Genomic DNA, 21281 nt, shown 5'->3' with positions numbered 1-21281 from the left:
AAAATCATAAATCATTCGTAATCCTGTTACATATATTATCAATTTAGGTGTGAAGATGGTGTGTTTATTGGTCTAAGCATTTTACAAAATGTTGGGTTCATAAAATATATAAGACGAGCATTTGAAGAAATGCTCGTCTTATATATTTCCTCATTTGTCTTAGTGAACAAAACCACTGTTGTTAGTCGAACAATTACAGCTCCACCATCACTTTAATGACCTTTGATGCCGGGTTTATCCATTCCTCGAATGTACTCGGAACATCTTTAAAAGCAGCGCGGTGGGTTATATATCGCCGAGTATCGACCACACCCGCCCGCAAAGCCTCCAATACCTGATTAAAGTCTTCCCGAACTGCATTCCGGCTGCCCATAAGTGTTATCTCTCTCCTATGGAATTCAGGATCATTGAAGGAAATATCATCCTTCACAAGCCCCACATATACAAGTCTCCCCCCATGCGCAACATAATGAAATGCTCCTTCCATTGATTTTCTATTGCCTGTGGCATCGAACACAACGGTTGGAAAACTCCCGTTCGTTAGATCTCTAATCTGCTCCAGCGGTCCATTCAGTGCATGGACTGTATGATCTGCATTCACCCACGACCGGCAGAACGCGAGTCGCTCTTCGTTAACGTCCATCGCAATAACATTCGCTCCTGCATATTTGGCAAATGCCATAACCCCAAGTCCAATGGGACCCGCTCCAATAACGAGTACGGTTTCACTAGGCGAAAGCTGGGAGCGGCGAACCGCATGAGCCCCAATCGCTAGTGGCTCAAGCATCGTGGACTGGTCTAATGATAATCCTTCCGTTCGAATCAGATGTGTGACGGGAACGGAAATTCGCTCCTGCATACCTCCATCCACATGAACACCAAGCACCTGCATAGAAGTACAGCAGTTGGTTTTGCCGTGACGACAAGCGATACATGCTCCGCAATGTAGATAAGGTATGATCGCAACTTGATCCCCTTCAATGAATCCATAAGTAGTATCACTGATCTGCTCAATAATCCCCGACAATTCATGACCTAATATACGTGGATAAGTAAAGAATGGCTGATTACCTTGGTAAGCGTGCATATCCGTTCCACAGATACCTATTCGTCTTATTCGAACGATCGCTTCCCCTGATTTCATTACAGGTTCCGGCAGATTATCCCTATACTGAAGTGAACCTATGCTTTCACATACAATACCGTTCATGAATTCATCGTCCCCTCGATCCGTGAACTAGTATTGTATTCCTCTCTACCACTGACCCAAGTCTCATTATGTATAGGGGCCAATATATTTTGTACCGCCTTCAGAAGCTCAGCATCGATTGGCTCATCTACCCAGCTCGCATTCTTTACAATATTCACTGGATTGGCCGTACTGACAAGCGTTGTTGGAATTCTCTCATTCGATACAGAGAACTGTACCGCCAGTTTCGCGATATCCGCACCGTTAGCTGCACAGAAATCTGCAGCCTCCTTGCATCTATCCTTTAAAGTTTGACTCGCTGGATGCCACTCCGGCGTACCGCGTGTACTTAGCAGCCCCATCGATAGTGGCGAGGCATTGACCAGACCAACCTCCAAAGATTCGATCAGAGGCAGAATCTCTATCAGCGAAGTATCATTTAAGGAATAATGACAGTAGGATATAATCGCATCGACCTCCACTTTTGGAAGCATGTACTCGAAGAGTTCCAAAGGCAATCCACATATTCCCGTATTACGAATCTTCCCTTGTTCCTTTAGCTGCTTAAGCGTCGGAATCGCTTCTTCAAGGATGATATCTGCGGGAACAAACTCAATGTCATGCAAGAACAAAATATCAACATAGTCCGTATTCAGGCGGGCTAAGCTTTCCTCGAGACTGGCAACAATTCTTTTTGCTGAAAAATTGAATTCGTCCGCTCCATAACGCCCCGCCTTTGTGGACAAGAGAAACTTATCACGGGGCACCTCTTGAAGAGCCTTTCCTAGTACGGTTTCAGCTTTGGTTAGGCCATAATAAGGCGATACATCAATATAATTGATGCCCGAATCAAGGGCAGCATGCACTGTCTTTATGGCTTCGCGGTCCTCCGTATTACGGAAGACTGAACCCAGAGATGAGGCTCCAAAGCTAAGTAGCGACACGTCCAGTCCTGTCTTGCCTAACTCGCGATATTTCATCAGAGCATCACTCCATCCTTGTTAAAAGTAGTTATCAACACTGTCCCTTTCAGAGCTTGGTCATATTTTATAAAACGTCTTCGCATTCAAACCAAATAGCTTGTTCCGCTCGCTCTCTCCCCATTGCGAGGGAAGACTCTCCTCTAAAAGCTGGAGGACTTCATCATACTCAGCTGCCATTAAACAGACCGGCCAATCACTGCCAAACATAAGCCGATCAGGTCCAAATAGCTGCAGCACATGATGAATATACGGAATGAAATCCTGCGCCTTCCAGTTCAAATGATCGCCTTCCGTTACGATTCCGGATAGTTTACAGTACATATTAGGAAAAGCTGCAATCTCTCGCATTGCCGCAAGCCAGCTATCCATCTCCATATCTCTGACTCTCGGTTTTGCAATATGATCGATAACCCCGCGTAAATGGGGGACTTGATGCAATAATTGAACAGTATGTTCTAATTGACTCGACAACACCAATAAATCTACCGGAACATCTTCCTCTTCATAGACTCGTAGTGCGTTAATAAAGTCTTCTTCCAATATTCGACTAGAATCAGACATCTCCTGAATCGTAATTCGGAATCCTAGGAACTTCTCATGCTGACAAAACCTTTCGAAATGCCTTCGATGATTCGGATCAAATAAATCAAGCCAACCAACAACACCTAATATCGACGAGTGATCGGCTGCCAGCTCTAGCAGATATTCCGTCTCATCAATCGTAGGCGCCGCTTGGATAACAATACTTCCATCCAGATCATGTTTTATTAACAATGGATTTAAATCTGACGGTACAAAATCTCGGTAAAGTACAGGAATCTCAGGGGTTATCCATCCATAATCACCACGTTCGATTCGCCAATAATGCTGATGAGCATCAATTCGCATTCCATATCCCCCCATCTCTTTTATCCCATTATAAATAATCAAAATATAGAATGATATGGCTTAAAATTGCAAATTTGTACTCAATTTTGATATCGTGAAAGATGAAATTAAATTGCAGAAAGGCGATGCATATGGAACCTTTTCGAAAACCTTTTTATGGTGACCCTTTGTTTCCTTTTCATATCATCCATAGAACTGTTAAATTCCCGCAAAATGAACTTCCCGATCACCTGCATGATTTTTATGAACTGGTTTATATCCATGAAGGCAGCGGCTCATTCTTTATAGACAAAACCTTGTATACCAAAAAAACTGGCAATCTGTTCATCATTCCAGGCAATACGGTGCACCACTCTATTCCAGACGAAACCAATCCAATTATCTCTACGGCTGTTTTTTTCGCTCCTGCTCTCGCTGATGCTGGGACCTATGACGACTCCTACTCACTCTTGCAATGCTTTGATTTCGCTCGCAAACATAAACACTTTAAATTCGAAATCCCTGACTTCCTTCGTGGGACGATAGAGGACGCCATGGAAGTCATTCATGATGAAAACCTTCGCCAACAACAAGGTTATCGTACAGCGATAAGATTGGAGCTCGGGAAACTGCTTCTGCAATTGAATCGTTACCTCAATCCACAATTTACGAACCAAGTGCTGGACAACAAGATTGGACCATCGTGGATAAAAAACGCGCTCTTCGAAATCGATGCTAATCCCGAACGGCCGTATAGCTTGGCATCATTTGCCGATATAGCATCGGTATCCGAGTCTCATTTTTCTCGTGTATTTAAACAATTCACTGGGATGAACCTCACGGATTACGTAAATGCCAAACGTATTATTCGTGCTAAGGAATTACTCCTTATATCAGATGAGAATGTCTCCAACATTGCCGAAATGTGCGGGTTCACGAGCATCCCTCATTTTCACCGGATATTTAAGACGCTGACCAATACTACGCCCTCTGCTTATCGAAAAAACAGATAAAATTGTAAAATAAAAGACCCGCAAGCGGGTCTTCTGTTCTGTCGATTCCAAATGCCCTTCCTCATGGGTCAGCCATCCAGATCTCCATATTATCTTGAAATTGGTTGGATTAATCTTCGATTGCTGCTTTACGAGAGTTAATACGGCGAATGATCTCAGGATCAAACTTAGGCTGTCTATCGTACGTATACAGGCCATTCACTTCCTGCTCTATATCATATAATTGCGTATAACAAAATCCGAACATCATCGGATGATCAAGCAGCGTGCTCGTTAACCCTTCATAACGTTCCAGAAACGCTTCTTCAGATGTTGGGCGATCACCATACCCCCAAGATTTATCATCCTTCTGATCTGGATTCCACCAAATACCGCCATACTCACTGACAAAGTACGGCTGCCCTCCATACTGTTGTCGATCCGGAAACGTATTGTAGACTTCGCCGCCCATCTTCATCGGTTCATACTTCGCACGGAACGTCTCCGGGTTCTGATCATAATCATGGATATCAAAAATATCCGTCACGACATGATAATTCCCGCTGGTATCGATGACCGGACGAGTAGGATCGATTCGTTTTGTTACCTCGTAAACAATCCGCAGGACATCGTTATTTTGCCTGGATCCATTATGATCCCACGTCTCGTTAAATGGACACCAGCCTATAATTGCAGGATGATTGAAATCGCGTTCCATGCCTTCTATCCATTCAGGCAAGAACTGTGACAGTCCAACTGGCGATGTAATATCAAGTCCCCAATTCGCATGCTCTCCCCATACGAGATAACCTAACTGGTCAGCCCAGTACAGAAAGCGCGGCTCGAACATTTTCTCATGCAGCCTGGCACCGTTAAACCCAAGTCCCATCGATATCTCGATATCTTTACGGAGATCCTCATCGCTCGGAGCGGTATAGACGCCATCCGGATAAAACCCTTGGTCCAGCACAAGACGCTGGAACACGGATCGTTCATTAATTCGGACAGCCATTCCGTCCAATCTAACCGTTCGAAGACCAAAATAAGAGCTGACCGAATCAGTCACCAGATCCTGTTTATATAGCGATAATTTCAAGTCATACAATCGACCGTTACCAACTTCCCACAAGTGGATTTCGGATAGCGGCAGGGTTAGTTTTACGGATGATCCAGACACAAGTACACTCGCTTCACCAACCGATTTCCCGTCAAAAAGAGCAGCCGCGCTAAGTCTAGCCCCTGCTGCATCCCCCTCAACCTTCAAGTCCAAATGCACACAAGCATTGTCAGGATCGCTCACTAGCTTCATATCAGCTAAGTATGCTTTAGGCACATGCTCAAGCCATACCGTCTGCCAAATACCTGTGGTGCGCGTGTAATCACAACCATTCGAGTAAAATCTTCCGCTTTGCTTGCCCCGCGGCTGAAGACCTGAACGTACGTCGTCCTCCGCATAAACAATTATGGTATTTACACCCGTCTGCACGTTCGAAGTGATGTCAAAACTAAACGGAGAATATCCACCACGATGCGTACCAACGGATACGCCATTAACCCACACCTCAGTTTCATAATCAACTGCCCCAAAGTGAAGTAGAATCCGGTCATTCGTCCATGTCTTCGGCACAGAGAAATCCCTTTTATACCATACCGCAGCCATAAAATCTTTATATTCTACACCGGATAACCTGCTTTCCGGACAGAAAGGTACCGTTATCGACCCGGATAAATCGCGATCTGAGTTATGGTATCCGCGCTCCTTTCCACTTTTGCCATGATCGATCTCAAATTGCCACTGACCGTTTAAGTTGATCCAGTCGGGACGCACCCACTGAGGTCTAGGGTATTCTGGGCGTGGAATTGTTGCACTGCTTGATTCCATGGACATTGTTAATCACTCCTATTTAGTTAACCTAATGATTAATAATTAACACAATGATGCTTCAAGCAAATTTTAAAATACTTACTCTCTTTAGTCAATCATATTCTTGTTTAATTAATCAATTGGTTATACAATGGGTGATATCGTAATTATGTAAATGGTAAAGGTAGGGTTTATGAATGGAGTTACAGGTTAATCAAAGTAATCTACCCTTATTTGTTGCACTGGCCTCCGAAACTCGAATTCGAATGATCGAAATGCTGAGTAAGGAAAGCCTCAACATCAGAGAAATGGCTCAAAGACTAGAGATGTCCTCTGCCATTGTGACTAAACATGTCCAGCAGCTTGAAGAAGCTGGAATCATTCATACAGAGATGACAGCAGGCAAGCGTGGAATGCAGAAACAATGTACACTTCGTCTGGATACCACGACATTAATTTTCAAAACCTCTGGAACACCGGCAGAGCCTACTCAGGATCTGCATTCATATTCCGTGTCTATTCCTGTCGGACAGTACACAGAATACCAAGTGAAGCCTACATGCGGATTGGCCTCGGAGACCAAGCTGATCGGAATGCGAGATGACCCGCGATACTTCGCCGAACCCGAGCATGTGAAGGCCCAGCATATTTGGTTCGCCAGCGGGTATGTAGAGTACCGGATTCCGAATTACCTGACAGGTAGAAGTAACATCAACAGTCTTCGTATATCCCTTGAGATCGGTTCGGAGGCTCCCGGCTATGCGGAGGATTGGGCATCAGACATCTCGTTCCTGGTAAACGACACTCTCGTTTGCGTGTGGACTTCCCCTGGTGATTTTGGAAGCATACGCGGCAAACTCACTCCCGCTTGGTGGGAGCCAGGCAGCACTCAACATGGTCTGCTCAAGACACTGCTCATCACTTCTTCGGGTACGTATATGGACGGAGTACTGCTGTCTGATGTGTGCATCCAGGATATTCCGATCCAGCCAGCCGAAGAACTCCGGTTCCGTATCAGTTCCCCGGAAGATGCAAGAAATGCCGGCGGGGTTAGTCTGTTCGGCAGATGTTTTGGAAACTATGAGCAGGACATCCAGGTGAAAGTTAGTTATTAAGAGGAATAGCATTGAACGTGGAAGCACGAACATCCCGCGGACAGGGAATCTACTATTTGTGACAATCAACGCTTTCACGCTGTATACTTGGACTCAGATTCCGTTATTCACTAACAATATACCTAGATCCACTCATTTTATAGCAAATAACAGATTCTCTGTCCGCCAACACTCTCAAAGTGACTACAACACACAAATAGCGGAACGTTAGTCCGCAAAATACTAGTTTCGTCTCAAAGACATAACAAACAGCCCTCACTTTATAAAAAGTGAGGGCTGTTACTCATAATAATATTAATTAATTGCGGATCAGATAATCGAAAGCACCTAGAGCTGCTGTAGCACCAGATCCCATAGAAATGATGATCTGTTTATAAGCACTATTCGTACAGTCTCCGGCAGCGAACACACCAGGTACCGTTGTAGCGCCGTGGCTATCTACAATGATTTCACCCATGCGAGTACGCTCAAGTGTACCTTCTAACCAGTCGGTGTTTGGTACAAGACCGATCTGTACAAATACACCTTGCAGTTCAACATGGTGAGTTTCTCCTGATTCACGATCGATATAGGAGATACCATCAACCTTGTCTGTTCCGGTAATTTCTTTGGTTTGTGCATTTTTAATGACCGTAACATTCGGCAGGCTGTAAAGACGATCTTGAAGTACAGCATCTGCTTTAAGTTCTGGTGCGAATTCAAGTACGGTTACACGGTTTACAATACCTGCAAGATCAATCGCTGCCTCAACGCCGGAGTTACCGCCGCCAATAACCGCAACATCTTTACCTGCAAACAGAGGACCGTCACAGTGAGGGCAGTAAGCTACCCCTTTGTTCTTGAATTCAGCTTCACCAGGAACGCCAACATTTCTCCAGCGAGCACCTGTAGAAATGATTACGGTCTTACTCTTAAGAACCGCACCATTCTCAAGCTCAACTTCGATGAGATCTTTCTTCTCCAGACGTGTAGCACGCTGCAGCTTCATCACATCGATGTTGTATTCTTTAACTTGTTCTTCAATTGCCGCTACGAGTTTAGGACCTTCAGTGTATTTCACACTGATGAAGTTCTCAATACCCATCGTATCATTTACCTGACCGCCAAAGCGTTCAGCAACAATACCTGTACGAATCCCTTTACGTGCTGCGTAAATCGCTGCACTTGCACCTGATGGGCCTCCGCCAACAACAAGCACATCAAATGGATCTTTATTGTCAAACTCTGAAGCGTCAGGAGCAGAACCAAGCTTAGCAAGAATTTCTTCAATCGTCATACGACCACTTTCGAAAAACTCACCATTGAGGTAAACGCTAGGTACAGACATGATCTCCTTGCTTTCTACCTCTTCTTTAAATGCAGCACCATCAATCATCGTATGAGAAATACCAGGATTGAGGACGCTCATCAGGTTGAGCGCTTGTACAACATCAGGGCAGTTATGACAGCTCAGGCTGATATAAGTTTCAAACTTATATTCGCCGCGAATGCCCTTGATCTGATCAATAACGCTTTGCTCCACTTTCGGAGCTCGTCCGCTAACTTGTAGCAGAGCGAGCACCAAGGAAGTAAATTCGTGTCCCAAAGGAGTTCCCGCAAAGATTACACCCGTGTCTTCACCTACACGATTGACACTAAAACTTGGTGTTCTAGACAATTGTGTTTTTTCCAACGTGATCCGCGAAGACATGCTAGCAATTTCCTCTACGAGAGCAAGCATTTCGACGGATGCATCATCCTCGCCTGCACTAACTTTGAGTACAATATCGCCTTCCAACATCTGAAGGTATTGTTCTAGTTGGTTTTTAATATCTTGATCTAGTGCCATTTATATTACCACCTTAAATTTTGCCTACAAGATCTAAGCTTGGTTTCAATGTTTCTGCACCTTCAGACCATTTCGCTGGGCAAACTTCACCTGGATGATTACGTACATATTGTGCTGCTTTAATTTTGTTTACAAGAGCACTTGCATCACGGCCAATACCGCCAGCATTGATCTCAACTGTTTGGATGATACCGTCTGGATCGATGATGAAAGTACCACGATCTGCAAGACCGTCTTCTTCGATCAATACGTCAAAGTTACGAGAAATTGTATGTGAAGGGTCACCGATCATGATGTATTTTACTTTACCGATTGCTTCAGAGCTTGCATGCCATGCTTTATGTGTGAAATGAGTGTCCGTGGAAACGGAGTATACTTCAACACCCAGTTCTTTCAAAGTTTCATATTGGTTTTGAAGATCTTCAAGTTCAGTTGGGCATACGAATGTGAAGTCAGCTGGGTAGAAGCAAACTACGCTCCATTTACCTTTGAAGTTTTCTTCTGTGATATCGAGAAATTTACCGTCTTGAAATGCAGACGCTTTAAATGGTAGTACTTCTGTTCCGATTAGTGACATGATTATATCTCCTTTTAATTGTAATTTAGTTTATTAAGCATGTTCAAACTCTGGAATAACATGTGCTGAACATACTTTGTAATTATTATAATTAACCAAATCATGAGATCTGTCAAGCTTTTTTATAATAATTCTAAACTAAGAACGATTATAATTCACCTAACTCATCATTCATTATGCTGCTAACTGAATCAAAATATTCATTTCTGAAAGCGAATGTTGTCTGCTACGAATCTTCGAAACCTCTATATATGTACTTCTTTTAAAAATGGGTCAGACTAACTCTCCTAGACTCTCTCCTTTCTCTAAGAATATTTGTTCAATAATCGCATTTTGGCTACTTCATTATTTTATCAAAATTAACTATATCGTGCAGCCTCCAACATTGTAAAATTGGTTACAAAATTCAAAGCGCTAACGGATAACACTCTTCCTCTGTATTAAAACTAGTGAGTCTATCATTCCTTTACTTACAGTTCATCAAAATATTAATTAGGATCAATAAAATGCTTGTACTCCTCAACCCTAATCCAATATGCTATACTCGGGGCAAGCAATATGAAAGCTCAAGTTAAAGGCTCATGTAATCACTGCATCATCAATCCACTACTTTGGAGGAAAACCGATGGACAAAATTACAATTGCCGTGATTGGCTGCGGCACGATTGCGAACAGTGCTCATATCCCTGCCTATATGGCTAATGCAGAGGCTGAGATTAAATACTTCTGCGATATCGTGAGGGATCGGGCCGATGCCGCCGTAACCAAATACGAGTGTGGCCAAGCCATTGAGGATTACCAGCAGATTCTGAATGATCCTGAGGTTGATGCCGTATCGATCTGTACGCCGAATGACGTCCATGCTTCGATCGCCATCGATTGTTTGCGAGCAGGGAAGCATGTATTATGTGAAAAGCCGGCAGCCCGCACCTATACCGAAGCGCTGGAAATGCAGAAGGTTCAGCACGAAACGGGCAAAACACTTAATATCGGGGTAGTCAACCGATATAATGAAAGCGTAAACAGAATCAGAAAGATGATCCAAAACGGCGATCTCGGCGAATTGTATCACGTATATGCGAGCTTCCGCGCTCATCGCTCGATTCCGGGTCTGGGCGGCGCCTTCACGACCAAAGCTATCGCCGGCGGCGGTGCGCTGATTGATTGGGGCGTTCACTTTCTCGATGTCGTAATGTACTGTACCGGCGATCCAAAACCAAAGACCGTTTCCGGTCAGGCTTACTGCAAGCTGGGTAAAGATATGGAGAACTACACCTTCCTCAACATGTGGGCAGGTCCACCGAAATATGACGGCACATACGATGTCGACGATTTTGTCACAGCTCTCGTTCGCACCGAAGGTCCAACCATTTCATTAAACGGCGCATGGGCACAAAATATCGGTGCCGAAGAGATGTACATCGACTTCCTCGGGGATAAAGGCGGTATACGACTGAAGTATGGTGCAGACTTCACTTTCTACACCACGGATGACGGCGCGTTGATCGAAACAACACCAAAATTTAATCTCGGTAACATGTTCCAGAATGAAATCGACGGTTTCATTCGATGCATTCAGACCGGGGAGAAACAGCCTTCGCATATCGATACAGTCATCCTCTCCTCCCAGATCATTCAAGCGATTTACGACTCGTCCGACCAAGGTGAAGAGGTTTCTCTGCAAAAGGTTGTTCAAAACAGCCACTAATCTATCGTTTGACATACACAAGAAAAGCTGCCCCGCAGTCCGTAAGGACGTGGGGCAGCTTTTTTGCATGGAATCATGATTTTTTGTTTTAACAATGAAACGTCTTACTCCAAAGGGAGCTGCAATAAATTCCCTTTAAATTACAATTTCATCTTATTCCTTCTCCTACGTCCACTTTTATTTCTCCCTCCGCCCACCACAAACTGTATTTACCACTTGCATATAGAACATGTGTTCGGTATATAATAAATGAAGAATGCATGAAGAAACTTTCTTATGAATCGGTGTTACAACGTCTTTATTTACAGTATTTTAATGGAGGGGTAACCCATGTCGAGACATATTTTTTTAATCGACGGACAGTCTTTTTACGCTTCAGTAGAGAAGGCAGCTCATCCGGAATATCGCGATAAGCCCGTTGCTGTAGGAGACCCTGCAAGGCTCAACGGTATCGTGCTTGCGGCATGCCCCATTGCAAAATCCCGCGGCGTAACGACAGCGTCAAGAGTCGGAGAAGCTTTGGCTAAATGCCCGGATCTGATTGTCATCCGTCCTAGAATGCAGACCTATATTCAAGTATCCTTATTAATCACACAAATCTTTGAATCCTATACTGATCTCGTGGAGCCTTATAGTGTGGATGAGCAGTTCCTCGACGTGACAGGCTCAATCGCTTATTTTGGCTCTCCTTATGAAATAGCCAAGAGAATTCAGAACCATGTGCTGTTATCCACAGGTGTCTGGACACGGGTCGGCATCGGCCCCACTAAAGTTCTCGCCAAGATGGCCACCGATAACTATGCCAAGAAGATGTCTGAAGGCATATTCGAGCTTTCTTTTGACAAGCTAGAGTCCACGCTCTGGACACTTCCTGTACATCATATGTTCATGGTAGCCTCCGCAATGACCCGCCATTTTACCCGAATGGGCCTAAACTATATCGGTGATATTGCACGCATGGAATTCGCTGAGTTTAAACAACGGATGCGCCGGGAAATGGGAAAACAAAGCGACATCCAAGCAGCGTATTATTGGCAGACTGCACGTGGGATCGATCCTAGCCCCGTCGTATCCGGCATACGGCATCAATTAAAATCAATCAGTCATGGCAAAGCGCTCCGCTGGAGCCTGTACCGCAGGCTTCAAGATATCGAAGTCGTTCTGCTCGAGCTTGTCGTTGAGGTGTGTCAGCGTACTAGACGCCACCGTTATTTGGGTTCTGTTGTTTCCGTGTCCGCCGCAGAGACGGATGGCGAACGAACCTCTTGGTTCAGCAGACAGATGACGCTCCCTGAGCCAACGGCGCTCACCCATGAAGTAGCTGCTGCTGCACGCAAGCTGTTCATCGACCACTGGAGCGGGTTGCCTGTCAGCAACCTAAGCATCTCCTTGTCGCAACTGACGGACGATAGCGTTATCCAGCTCACCCTCTTTGATGACCGATCCCTTGCATTTCGCAAAGAGCGGGTTATTGATGAGATCAAGAACCGGTACGGGAGCAGCGCTATTATGCGGGCTTCTTCTTTGAAAGCAGCCGGTGTAGCACGGGAAAGAGCTGAACAAATTGGAGGGCATTATAAATGAGCAAGCTTGATGGTAACGAACGCTGGAAATCCAAGATGTTGTTAACAGAACATGTCGAACAGTATGAGCAGCAGCATACTTCCCCTGGGAGTAAGATCATCACGTCCGAAGAACGTACCATGATCCGTGATTATATCTTGTTGCCGCATATGGAGAAAATGGTTCAAAAGAGTATTGTCGACGCCGAATACTCCACCAATATTCTGAAGCGCCTATACATCCTCGCCAGCCAGAAGATCCTCGAACAGATTATGCAGGATATGTACAGAATAAGGCGTGAGCTTAAACAGCGGAATATCAAGATTTTGACCGAAGAGCAATCAGACCTGGTCATCTATCATCGTTATTATTGTCGGGGATATGAAGAACGATTCGGCATGACTCGTGATGTGATGCGAGCAGAGATCAGCGTGCAGTTGACCAAGTACATGTCGGAATTAGCGAGGTTGCTGAAAGAATACTCCAAGGAAAAGAATCAACCCAAAAACTAAATAGCCTTCTTCATCATCAGAATGAGTCTGACCAGCGTTAAAACAAAAAAGCCAGAGAGCCTCACCTGTTATGACAGGGAGAACTCTCCGGCTTTTTCCGTTCCAAGCTTAAACGTTCCAAACAATCAATGAGGAACAAAAGCTAGCTGCAATATAAACAAGACAGCAAAAACATACATTAGTGGATGCACATCGCGGAATTTACCTTTAACCACTTTCATTAATGGATAAGAGATAAAGCCAAGGGCAATCCCTGTCGAAATACTAGATGTAAGCGGCATGGTCAAAATAACAAGAAATGCCGGGAACGCTTCATCGAAATCGTCCCAACGAATGCTTTTGACATTACCGAGCATCAAGCATCCCACCACAATAAGGGATGGTGCCGTAATCGCAGACAACCCGGACACAGCACCAACGAGCGGACTGAAAAAGGCCGCTATCGCGAACAATACCGCCACTACAACCGCAGTGAGTCCTGTTCGTCCACCTGCACCCACACCGGCGGCAGATTCAACGTACGCGGTTGTAGGACTTGTACCCACCATAGAACCGGCAACTGTTGCAATAGAATCCGAGAGCATAGCACGCTCCGAACGAGGCAGCTTGTTGTCCTTCATCAGACCCGCCTGCTCTGCAACACCGACGACTGTACCCGTCGTATCAAACAAGGTGACTAGCAGGAAAGAGAACACGACAGCATACAAGCTGTGTGAAATAACATCGCCGGCTGCCTCAATCGGATTCCAGACCAAGATTCCTTCCGGAAGTGTAGGTACAGAGACAACCCCTTCTGAGAAGGAGAGCATACCAGCGAAATAAGCTATAATACCGGTAATAATCATCCCGATAAACAGCGCGCCTTTTACATTACGAGCTAAGAGGATTAAGGTTACCGTAAGGCCCACCAGCGCTAAGACCACTTTAGGCTGATGTAGATCGCCCAGAGCTACGAGATTATCCGGGTGTGCCGCTACGATTCCGCTCATCCGCAAGCCGAGAAATGCAATGAACAATCCGATCCCGGCAGTAATCGCGTGCTTCAAGTTCTTCGGAATCATTTCAATCAACCGACTCCGCAGCGTCGTCATGGACAACAACAGGAATAGAATACCTGCAATGAACACAGCTGAGAAAGCCTCAACATAGGACAAGTTCCCATGCCCTTGAACAACCGAATATGTAAAGTAGGCGTTAAGCCCCATACCCGGTGCAACAGCGATCGGATAACGAGCTACCAGTCCCATCAGCAAAGTACCGACGACCGCAGCGATGACGGTTGCCGTAAAGCTCTGCTCAAACGGAACACCTGCGTCAGACAAGATCAACGGGTTTACGACCATGATGTATGCCATGGTGAAGAATGTAGTTGCTCCAGCAATGAATTCGGTCTTGACCGAGGTCCCATTGGCTTTTAAATCAAACACTGAATTGCCTCCATTTCTGATGTGAAAATCACAATATGCAAAAAACACACCTAACTATTATAGGGGAACATAACTTTTTCGCCAACCCGAATTAAGTGTATACTTTTAGTAAATTATTATCATTGTGCCTGAAGGAGGCGATTTATATGTGCGGCCGTTTCACACTCACTGTCACTTGGGAAGAATTGCTCAGTCGCTTCTTGATCGATCCAGAATCCACAAATCCTTTCCATGCACCACGTTATAATATCGCACCGACACAGATGGTAGCCGCAGTCATTCACGACGGTGTACGCCGCCGGATCGGCCAGCTTCGCTGGGGACTTGTCCCTTCCTGGGCTCGGGATGCCGCAAGCGGTGCGAAGATGATCAACGCCCGAAGCGAAACACTTGAAGAAAAGCCAGCCTATAAAATCCCTTTCCTGAGAAAAAGGTGTCTCATCCCTGCCGATGGCTTCTACGAGTGGCAGCGAACGGCTGATAGCAAGAAACCTCACCGAATCGGCATGAAAAACGACGGCATATTCAGCATGGCAGGTTTATATGACATATGGACAGCGCCAGATGGGAGTAAACTCAGCACATGTACGGTTATCACCACCCGTCCTAACCCGCTCATGCAACATATCCACGATCGCATGCCCGTCATCCTTAGGCCAGAGGATGAGGAGCTGTGGATTAGCCGTAATACAAGCCGAGATGATCTCAGGCGTCTACTCGAGCCCTACCCTGCACTTGAGATGAAAGCCACGATCGTGGGAACGAGCGTCAACTCGGTCAAGAACGATACGCCGGAATGCATACAACCTATCACTGGCTAAGTCCGCTCCGCAAGCACTATGCTTAGCGATCAATTGGAAAAGCCCCTGCAACAGATCGCAGAGGCTTTTCTCCATTTTCTTGGTATAAACCCGTAAGATTAACGAAACATACCCCATAACTTAATTAAATGAAATGTGTTTTTCGGATCAATGCGCTGAGCAAGAACAAACTGAACAATCTGCTGTTCTTGCGCAGGACTGAGCCTTTCATTCAGAATAGAATTGCATGCCCGCACTAACTGCTGAACCTTCGCCTTATTTTGAAGATCGACTTTGGACAAATCTTGAACCACAGCCTTAACCCTATCCTTGACGGCAGGATTCTTCATCTTCTGCTTAATACGTTCCACCAACTGCGGACTAATTCCATATTGTTGATAACTCAAAACGTTCGGCACCTCCCGTTATAACTCTTGTCATTGTTTGAGTATATGACGAAGGCCCGTCCATTGTGCTATCTGTTCAACTAATCAATCAGATCACCTTGGAAAATTTGTTCTTTTTGCAAATAATCTCGGAGAGGAGTATAGGTTGGAGAAGTCCAGAACGACGCATCACCAACCAGCGTAGCAGCGTCACCTCTTGCCTGTTCCACCACTTCAAAATCTGCAACCATATCAGCCAGCCGGAACTCGGGAACCCCGCTCTGCTTCGTACCGAAGAAATCTCCCGGCCCTCGCAGATCCAAATCCCGACGTGCTACCTCAAATCCATCCTCGGTTTCAGTCATTACTTGCATACGCTCTTGTCCAACCTCAGATTTCGGATCAGCCACGAGAATACAGTACGAGGCATGAGCGCCTCTCCCTACCCGGCCGCGCAGCTGATGAAGCTGTGACAGACCAAAGCGGTCAGCATCCATGATAATCATCAGGGTTGCATTAGGAACGTCAACACCAACCTCGACAACCGTAGTGGATATGAGTAATTGCAGCTCATTACTGTAAAAGCCGCGCATGACTTCATCTTTTTCCCCTGGCGTCATCCGGCCATGCAGCAGCCCGACACGATACTTCGGAAAAGCCTGCTGCATTTGGACATGCAGATCGATGGCATTTTGAACGTCCAGCTTGTCAGACTCCTCGATCAGCGGACAGATCAGATAAGCCTGACGGCCCTGCTCAATCTCTCTAGAGATAAACCCAAGTACGCGTTCCATCAGATCATGCTTCACCCAATATGTCGTAATCGGAATACGTCCCTTCGGTCTTTCCGACAAGGTAGAGACATCCATATCCCCAAATGCGGTAATCGCCATCGTCCGAGGAATCGGCGTTGCCGTCATAGTGAGTACATCAGGGTTATAACCCTTCCGACGAAGAACACTCCGCTGGTTTACACCGAAGCGATGCTGTTCATCGGTTACGACGAGTCCCAACTGTCTGAAATAGACATCTTCCTGAATCAGAGCATGCGTGCCTACAACGATGTCGATTAGACCCATTTGCAAGGAAGCCAGCAAGTCTTTGCGTCTCTTACCCGTCACGCTTCCCGTCAGAAGCCCTACAGTTACGCCAAATGGCTCAAATAGCTTTTGTAACGAACGCATATGCTGCTCTGCCAGAATCTCTGTAGGCACCATCAGGGCGCCTTGAAAACCTGATTTAACAGTGGCATATAAGGCAATGGCAGCCACCACGGTTTTACCGGAACCAACATCACCTTGAAGCAATCGGTTCATACAATATGGCGAGCGCAAGTCGTGTAAAATTTCGAGCTCTACCCGCTTCTGCGCATCCGTGAGTTCAAAAGGCAAACTCCGAACAAACTCCCGAATCGTTGCATTGTCCACTGTATGTACAACCCCATCCATTCGGTCGCGGTTTAGCGCCCGGAAAGCTTGCATCTTCAGCTGGAACATGAACAGCTCTTCATACACCATCCGCCGCCGAGCTTCCTGTCCTTCCTTGGAATCCACAGGCTGATGGATCGTAGCGATCGCCTGTTTTCTTGGCATCAAATTATATTTTTGCAAAAGTGCTGGAGGCAGGATCTCTGGAATCATGTCGCCATACTGCTGCAATGCTTGTACCATCGTCTTCCGAATCCATGATTGAGTGATCTTCCCGCCAACAGAATATACAGGCTGCAACGTTCCGCTTCGGAAAGCCCCTTTATCAGGAAATTCCGATTCTGTTGTCGTCAACTGCATACGTCGCTGATCCCATTTGCCTGTAAGTACAATTTCTCTTCCAGCCGTCAGCTGATCCTTAAGAAAATGACGGTTAAACCACGTAGCGGTAAACATCCAATTCTCAGCCAGCATTTTGCATGACAAACGAGACTTTTTCCCGTATCTCTGCAATACAGGAATACCTGCAATTTTGGCTTGTATCGTTATTTTATCTCCGTCCTTAACTTCACTCAGTGAGCGTAGTCGGTAATCTTCATACCGAAACGGGTAATATTCCAACAAATCTTTAACCGTAAAGACGCCAAAGGCGTGAAGCTCCCCTTCTTTCAGGGCGCTCACGCCGTTGATCTGTCTTACGGATATTTGATCCAGATCGAGACTCATAATTCTCCCCCAATCAAGCGGGCCAAATATACGCGGCAATGGTTCCCGGTCCAACATGGGTGCCAACAACGGCTCCAATATCTGAATAAACCGTTTCTTTCACCGTAAACACAGCAGACAACTGCTCCAGAAAATCATTAACAGAGGAGGGATCTGCTGTATGGCCCACCGCTACATTTATATTCGTAACACCTGCCAGATCTTTTTGGAATAACTCAATCATTCTGGCAGTCGCTTTTTTACGGCCTCTTACTTTTTCAACCGGAAATATAATGCCTTCATGATCAATGGATAAGATCGGCTTGATGTTTAGCAGCGTACCCAGTACGGCAGAAGCCTTACCAATACGGCCGCCTTTTTGTAAATATTCGAGAGTATCCACTAGGAAGTAAAGACGACGCTTGCTTCGAAGTTCTTCTGTCGAAGTCAGAATATCCTCTACAGCCAATCCTTGAGCAGCCTGCTCAGCTGCATGAACAACAAGCACTCCAAAACCGTATGACGCTGACTTGGAATCCCATACCGTAATATCGGGATCACCCTCTATAAGCGAGGATGCCAGCAGCGCCGCCTGATATGTGCCACTCATTCCAGAAGAAATGTGTATTGACAGAATGGAACTGTCCGGAAACTCCTTCAGAATCGATTCATAAACCGCTACAAAGTCAGCCGGAGAGGGCTGAGACGTTGTAGGTAGCTGAGTCGATTCGACGAGCCGTTTGTAGAACTCCCCTGCGGTAATATCCACTCCGTCCAAATACGTATCACTGCCAAACATAAGACGCAATGGAACAACTCGGATGTCATATTTCTTCACCAGGTCTGCCGGAATATCCGCTGTGCTGTCTGTGACAATAACGGTTTTCTTCACCGGGAACCCCTCCTAATAAATGACCATCAACTTACTATAATAAATGAAGATTACACCTCTACAGAGAACAAGTACGCATAGATTGGTTGTCCTCCGTAGTGCACTTCCACTTCTGCATTTGGATAGTTATCGCCAATCCATTCAGTCAAGCCCTCTGTAATTTCCTCTGTTGCATCCTCACCTGTAAGAAGAGTGATGATCTCATCCCCAGAGCCGAGCATTTTACCAAGCAATTCCTGACATGCCGTCAACAAGTCTGGTGCCGCTGCAACAATCTTCGAATTCTGAATGCCGATATATTCCCCGGCTTTGATGTGAAGCTCATCAATCGTAGTATCCCGAACAGCGTAAGTTACTTGTCCAGACTGTACACGGGCAATGGCTTCGAGCATGTTGTCTGTATTACTTTCCACACTTTCATCTTCCTGGAATTCAAATGCAGCCGCAATCCCCTGCGGAATCGTCTTACTTGGAATTACAATAACGTTACGCTCGCCTTCTAGCAGCTCTCTTGCCTGTTGTGCAGCAAGAACAATGTTAGAGTTATTTGGTAAAATATATACCTGCTGAGCAGAAATAGACGATATCGCATTCACAAAATCCTCTGTACTCGGATTCATCGTCTGACCGCCGGCCAAAACAACATCTACACCGAGACTCTTAAAGATGCTGGATATTCCCTCACCTGAGGATACAGCAATAAATCCGTAAGGTGCTAGCTCATCAGCAGGTGGAACTGCTGGTGCCTCCGGTGTCTTGGATTCAGCAGGGATATCTGCGAAAAGCTCCGGCATCGGCGCAATGTCCATGCCAGTCGACAATAGATCACGATGCTGCTCACGCATATTCAAAATATGAATTTGCGTAATTTCACCGTATAACAAAGCTAAATTCAGCACTTCACCAGGAGCCTTGGAATGCACATGCACTTTAATGGTCTCCTCATCAGCGATAACTATAATGGAATCGCCATTTACAGAAAGCGCTTTTCTAAATTTATCCTCGTCGAACACAGCAGTGTGAGCGTTACCCAATTGTCTATTGATGAAAAATTCCATGTCATACAAGAACTCAATTTCTTCCGTCGAAAGTTGTGACTGAGCTGAGGCAGGAACCTGTACAGTCGCCAAATCCGGGTGGGTAACAATCTTTTCTTGAATATCCCGTGATACAGTCACAGACGCTGGTACCGTTTCTGAAGAAGGAGCACCATTTTTCAGCGATCTTAAAAACCCTTCATAGATGTAAACGAGACCTTGGCCTCCGGAATCCACAACACCAACCTGCTTCAAAACCGGCAGCATATCCGGGGTTTGGGACAACGTCTCTTTTGCTTTTGCAAGTACCTGTTCCATTAATTCAACGACGTCACTACTTCTGCGCGAATAATAAACAGCATGCTTGGCAGCTTCCTTCGCTACCGTGAGGATCGTTCCCTCAACTGGTTTAACGACCGCTTTATAAGCCGCATCTACGCCTGTTTGTAGCGCAGCTGCAAATTGACTGGAGTTCAGTTCAGTGTAAGGTGCCGCATAACGGCTAAAACCGCGGAACAATTGAGACAGGATTACCCCAGAGTTCCCTCTGGCACCCATCAGAAGTCCTTTAGACAATACACCGGCACTGTGCCCTACCGATTCCGAATATTTACTTTTCAGTTCTGCCACACCAGCAGTCATCGTCAAATTCATGTTCGTCCCGGTGTCACCATCTGGCACTGGGAAAACATTAAGGGAATTGACGTGTTCTGCATGCAGCTGCAGTTGCTCCGCTCCGGCTAGTACCATCGCGGTAAATTCTGTTCCATTCAAAGAACGCTTACTCAATGAGAATTCCCCTTCCTGGCTTGATACAAAAAATACTCAATTGTATATTTCTTCATTTTCTTTTTTCAGAGCTTTGAGTTGGTAATTGCCCAACAACAATGAATAGACATCTATGATTAATAAATTAGTCACAACGCTGGTCATGGGCTAGCCTCTCGTCTCCGAGTTTCGGCAAACACTCCCCACGGAGAGGGCAAGCCGATTAGCCCACTAAATTTCATTTAGGAAATATTATGGACTAAACACCATTGTACTATAAGAAGAAAGAGAAATAAATGTTTTTAGGATAGTTGACGGAGCAATTTTTACTGTGATATTATATTTAAGTATTGTTTTATGCAGGGTTATGAAACAAGGAGGTGTAATCTATGTCTCGCAAATGTTATGTAACAGGTAAGAAACCAGGTACTGGTAACCACGTTTCTCACGCCAACAACCACAACAAACGTTCTTGGGGCGTAAACGTTCAGAAAGTTCGCATTCTGGTAGACGGCAAGCCAAAACGTGTATACGTTAGCACTCGCGCTTTGAAATCCGGTAAAGTGACTCGCGTATAATTGATCTATGCCCATACAAGTAGAAACGATTGCGTCGTCCATCCTAATAGGACGATCGCGTTT

At 45.5% G+C, this 21281-nt stretch carries 18 protein-coding genes; 7 read left to right on the top strand and 11 right to left on the bottom strand.

All coding sequences use genetic code 11. From position 1 onward, the window contains the following. Positions 1-193: 193 nt before the first annotated feature. From ACFQV5_RS22610 to ACFQV5_RS22600, 3 genes are read right to left on the bottom strand one after another with little or no spacing between them, the layout of a single operon-like run. Positions 194-1210: a zinc-binding alcohol dehydrogenase family protein gene (locus tag ACFQV5_RS22610; RefSeq protein ID WP_379250226.1), complete on the bottom strand. Its 1017-nt coding sequence runs from the start codon at positions 1208-1210 to the stop codon at positions 194-196. Then, positions 1207-2169 carry an aldo/keto reductase gene (locus ACFQV5_RS22605; protein WP_379250224.1) on the bottom strand — a complete coding sequence of 321 codons (963 nt, stop codon included), beginning with the start codon at positions 2167-2169 and terminating at the stop codon, positions 1207-1209. Before ACFQV5_RS22605 ends, ACFQV5_RS22610 begins: the two co-directional genes overlap by 4 nt. Before the next feature lie 60 nt (positions 2170-2229). Beyond that, positions 2230-3060 carry an amidohydrolase family protein gene (locus ACFQV5_RS22600; protein ID WP_379250222.1) on the bottom strand — a complete coding sequence of 277 codons (831 nt, stop codon included), beginning with the start codon at positions 3058-3060 and terminating at the stop codon, positions 2230-2232. 131 nt (positions 3061-3191) lie between these two features. Here ACFQV5_RS22600 and ACFQV5_RS22595 point away from each other — a divergent pair, with 131 nt between their 5' ends. Beyond that, entirely contained in the window at positions 3192-4052 is an 861-nt protein-coding gene (locus ACFQV5_RS22595) for a helix-turn-helix transcriptional regulator (RefSeq protein ID WP_379250221.1), read from the top strand. Between the two features lie 109 nt (positions 4053-4161). On the opposite strand, the gene ACFQV5_RS22590 is transcribed toward ACFQV5_RS22595, so the two are convergent. Continuing rightward, positions 4162-5919, bottom strand: a complete 1758-nt coding sequence (locus tag ACFQV5_RS22590) for a glycoside hydrolase family 2 protein (protein WP_379250219.1) — start codon at positions 5917-5919, stop codon at positions 4162-4164. A 173-nt stretch (positions 5920-6092) separates the two neighbouring features. Here ACFQV5_RS22590 and ACFQV5_RS22585 point away from each other — a divergent pair, with 173 nt between their 5' ends. Then, positions 6093-7010, top strand: a complete 918-nt coding sequence (locus ACFQV5_RS22585) for an ArsR/SmtB family transcription factor (RefSeq protein ID WP_379250217.1) — start codon at positions 6093-6095, stop codon at positions 7008-7010. 298 nt (positions 7011-7308) lie between these two features. Here ACFQV5_RS22585 and ahpF read toward each other — a convergent pair whose 3' ends face one another. Both ahpF and ahpC read right to left on the bottom strand, forming a co-directional pair. Continuing rightward, complete coding sequence (ahpF, locus tag ACFQV5_RS22580) at positions 7309-8838, bottom strand: alkyl hydroperoxide reductase subunit F (protein WP_379250215.1); 1530 nt, start codon at positions 8836-8838, stop codon at positions 7309-7311. A gap of 13 nt (positions 8839-8851) precedes the next feature. Beyond that, on the bottom strand, positions 8852-9415 hold the full coding sequence (gene ahpC / locus ACFQV5_RS22575; RefSeq protein WP_379250213.1) for an alkyl hydroperoxide reductase subunit C: 564 nt from the start codon (positions 9413-9415) through the stop codon (positions 8852-8854). Positions 9416-10040: 625 nt separating this feature from the next. Between ahpC and ACFQV5_RS22570 the strand changes: the two genes are divergently transcribed. The 3 genes from ACFQV5_RS22570 (at position 10041) to ACFQV5_RS22560 (ending at position 13198) form a co-directional block, all read left to right on the top strand. Next, on the top strand, positions 10041-11123 hold the full coding sequence (locus tag ACFQV5_RS22570) for a Gfo/Idh/MocA family protein (protein WP_379250211.1): 1083 nt from the start codon (positions 10041-10043) through the stop codon (positions 11121-11123). 330 nt (positions 11124-11453) lie between these two features. Continuing rightward, positions 11454-12707 (top strand): DNA polymerase IV, encoded by a 1254-nt coding sequence (locus ACFQV5_RS22565; RefSeq protein WP_379250209.1) that lies wholly within the window; start codon positions 11454-11456, stop codon positions 12705-12707. Then, positions 12704-13198, top strand: a complete 495-nt coding sequence (locus ACFQV5_RS22560) for a YhjD family protein (protein ID WP_379250207.1) — start codon at positions 12704-12706, stop codon at positions 13196-13198. Before ACFQV5_RS22565 ends, ACFQV5_RS22560 begins: the two co-directional genes overlap by 4 nt. Before the next feature lie 125 nt (positions 13199-13323). Here the strand turns inward: ACFQV5_RS22560 and ACFQV5_RS22555 are convergent, their stop codons facing one another. Next, complete coding sequence (locus tag ACFQV5_RS22555; RefSeq protein ID WP_379250205.1) at positions 13324-14625, bottom strand: NCS2 family permease; 1302 nt, start codon at positions 14623-14625, stop codon at positions 13324-13326. A 146-nt stretch (positions 14626-14771) separates the two neighbouring features. Here ACFQV5_RS22555 and ACFQV5_RS22550 point away from each other — a divergent pair, with 146 nt between their 5' ends. Next, positions 14772-15446: an SOS response-associated peptidase gene (locus tag ACFQV5_RS22550; protein WP_379250203.1), complete on the top strand. Its 675-nt coding sequence runs from the start codon at positions 14772-14774 to the stop codon at positions 15444-15446. A gap of 98 nt (positions 15447-15544) precedes the next feature. Here ACFQV5_RS22550 and ACFQV5_RS22545 read toward each other — a convergent pair whose 3' ends face one another. The 4 genes from ACFQV5_RS22545 to ACFQV5_RS22530 form a co-directional block, all read right to left on the bottom strand. Next, positions 15545-15832: a stage VI sporulation protein F gene (locus ACFQV5_RS22545; protein ID WP_379250201.1), complete on the bottom strand. Its 288-nt coding sequence runs from the start codon at positions 15830-15832 to the stop codon at positions 15545-15547. A gap of 80 nt (positions 15833-15912) precedes the next feature. Then, the gene (recG, locus tag ACFQV5_RS22540) at positions 15913-17964 is read right to left on the bottom strand and encodes an ATP-dependent DNA helicase RecG (RefSeq protein ID WP_379251142.1); all 2052 of its coding nucleotides are present in this window, start codon (positions 17962-17964) and stop codon (positions 15913-15915) included. Between the two features lie 13 nt (positions 17965-17977). Next, positions 17978-18835 (bottom strand): DegV family protein, encoded by an 858-nt coding sequence (locus tag ACFQV5_RS22535; RefSeq protein ID WP_379250199.1) that lies wholly within the window; start codon positions 18833-18835, stop codon positions 17978-17980. A gap of 50 nt (positions 18836-18885) precedes the next feature. Further along, complete coding sequence (locus ACFQV5_RS22530; RefSeq protein WP_379250197.1) at positions 18886-20661, bottom strand: DAK2 domain-containing protein; 1776 nt, start codon at positions 20659-20661, stop codon at positions 18886-18888. A gap of 368 nt (positions 20662-21029) precedes the next feature. Between ACFQV5_RS22530 and rpmB the strand changes: the two genes are divergently transcribed. Then, positions 21030-21218: a 50S ribosomal protein L28 gene (rpmB, locus tag ACFQV5_RS22525; RefSeq protein WP_054957233.1), complete on the top strand. Its 189-nt coding sequence runs from the start codon at positions 21030-21032 to the stop codon at positions 21216-21218. Positions 21219-21281: the final 63 nt, after the last annotated feature.

The organism is Paenibacillus sp. GCM10028914 (genome assembly GCF_042666275.1).
Taxonomy (GTDB): Bacteria; Bacillota; Bacilli; order Paenibacillales; family Paenibacillaceae; genus Paenibacillus_AQ.
The sequence above is the reverse complement of the archived record's forward strand: the minus strand, read 5'-3'. Positions and strand labels throughout refer to the sequence as shown.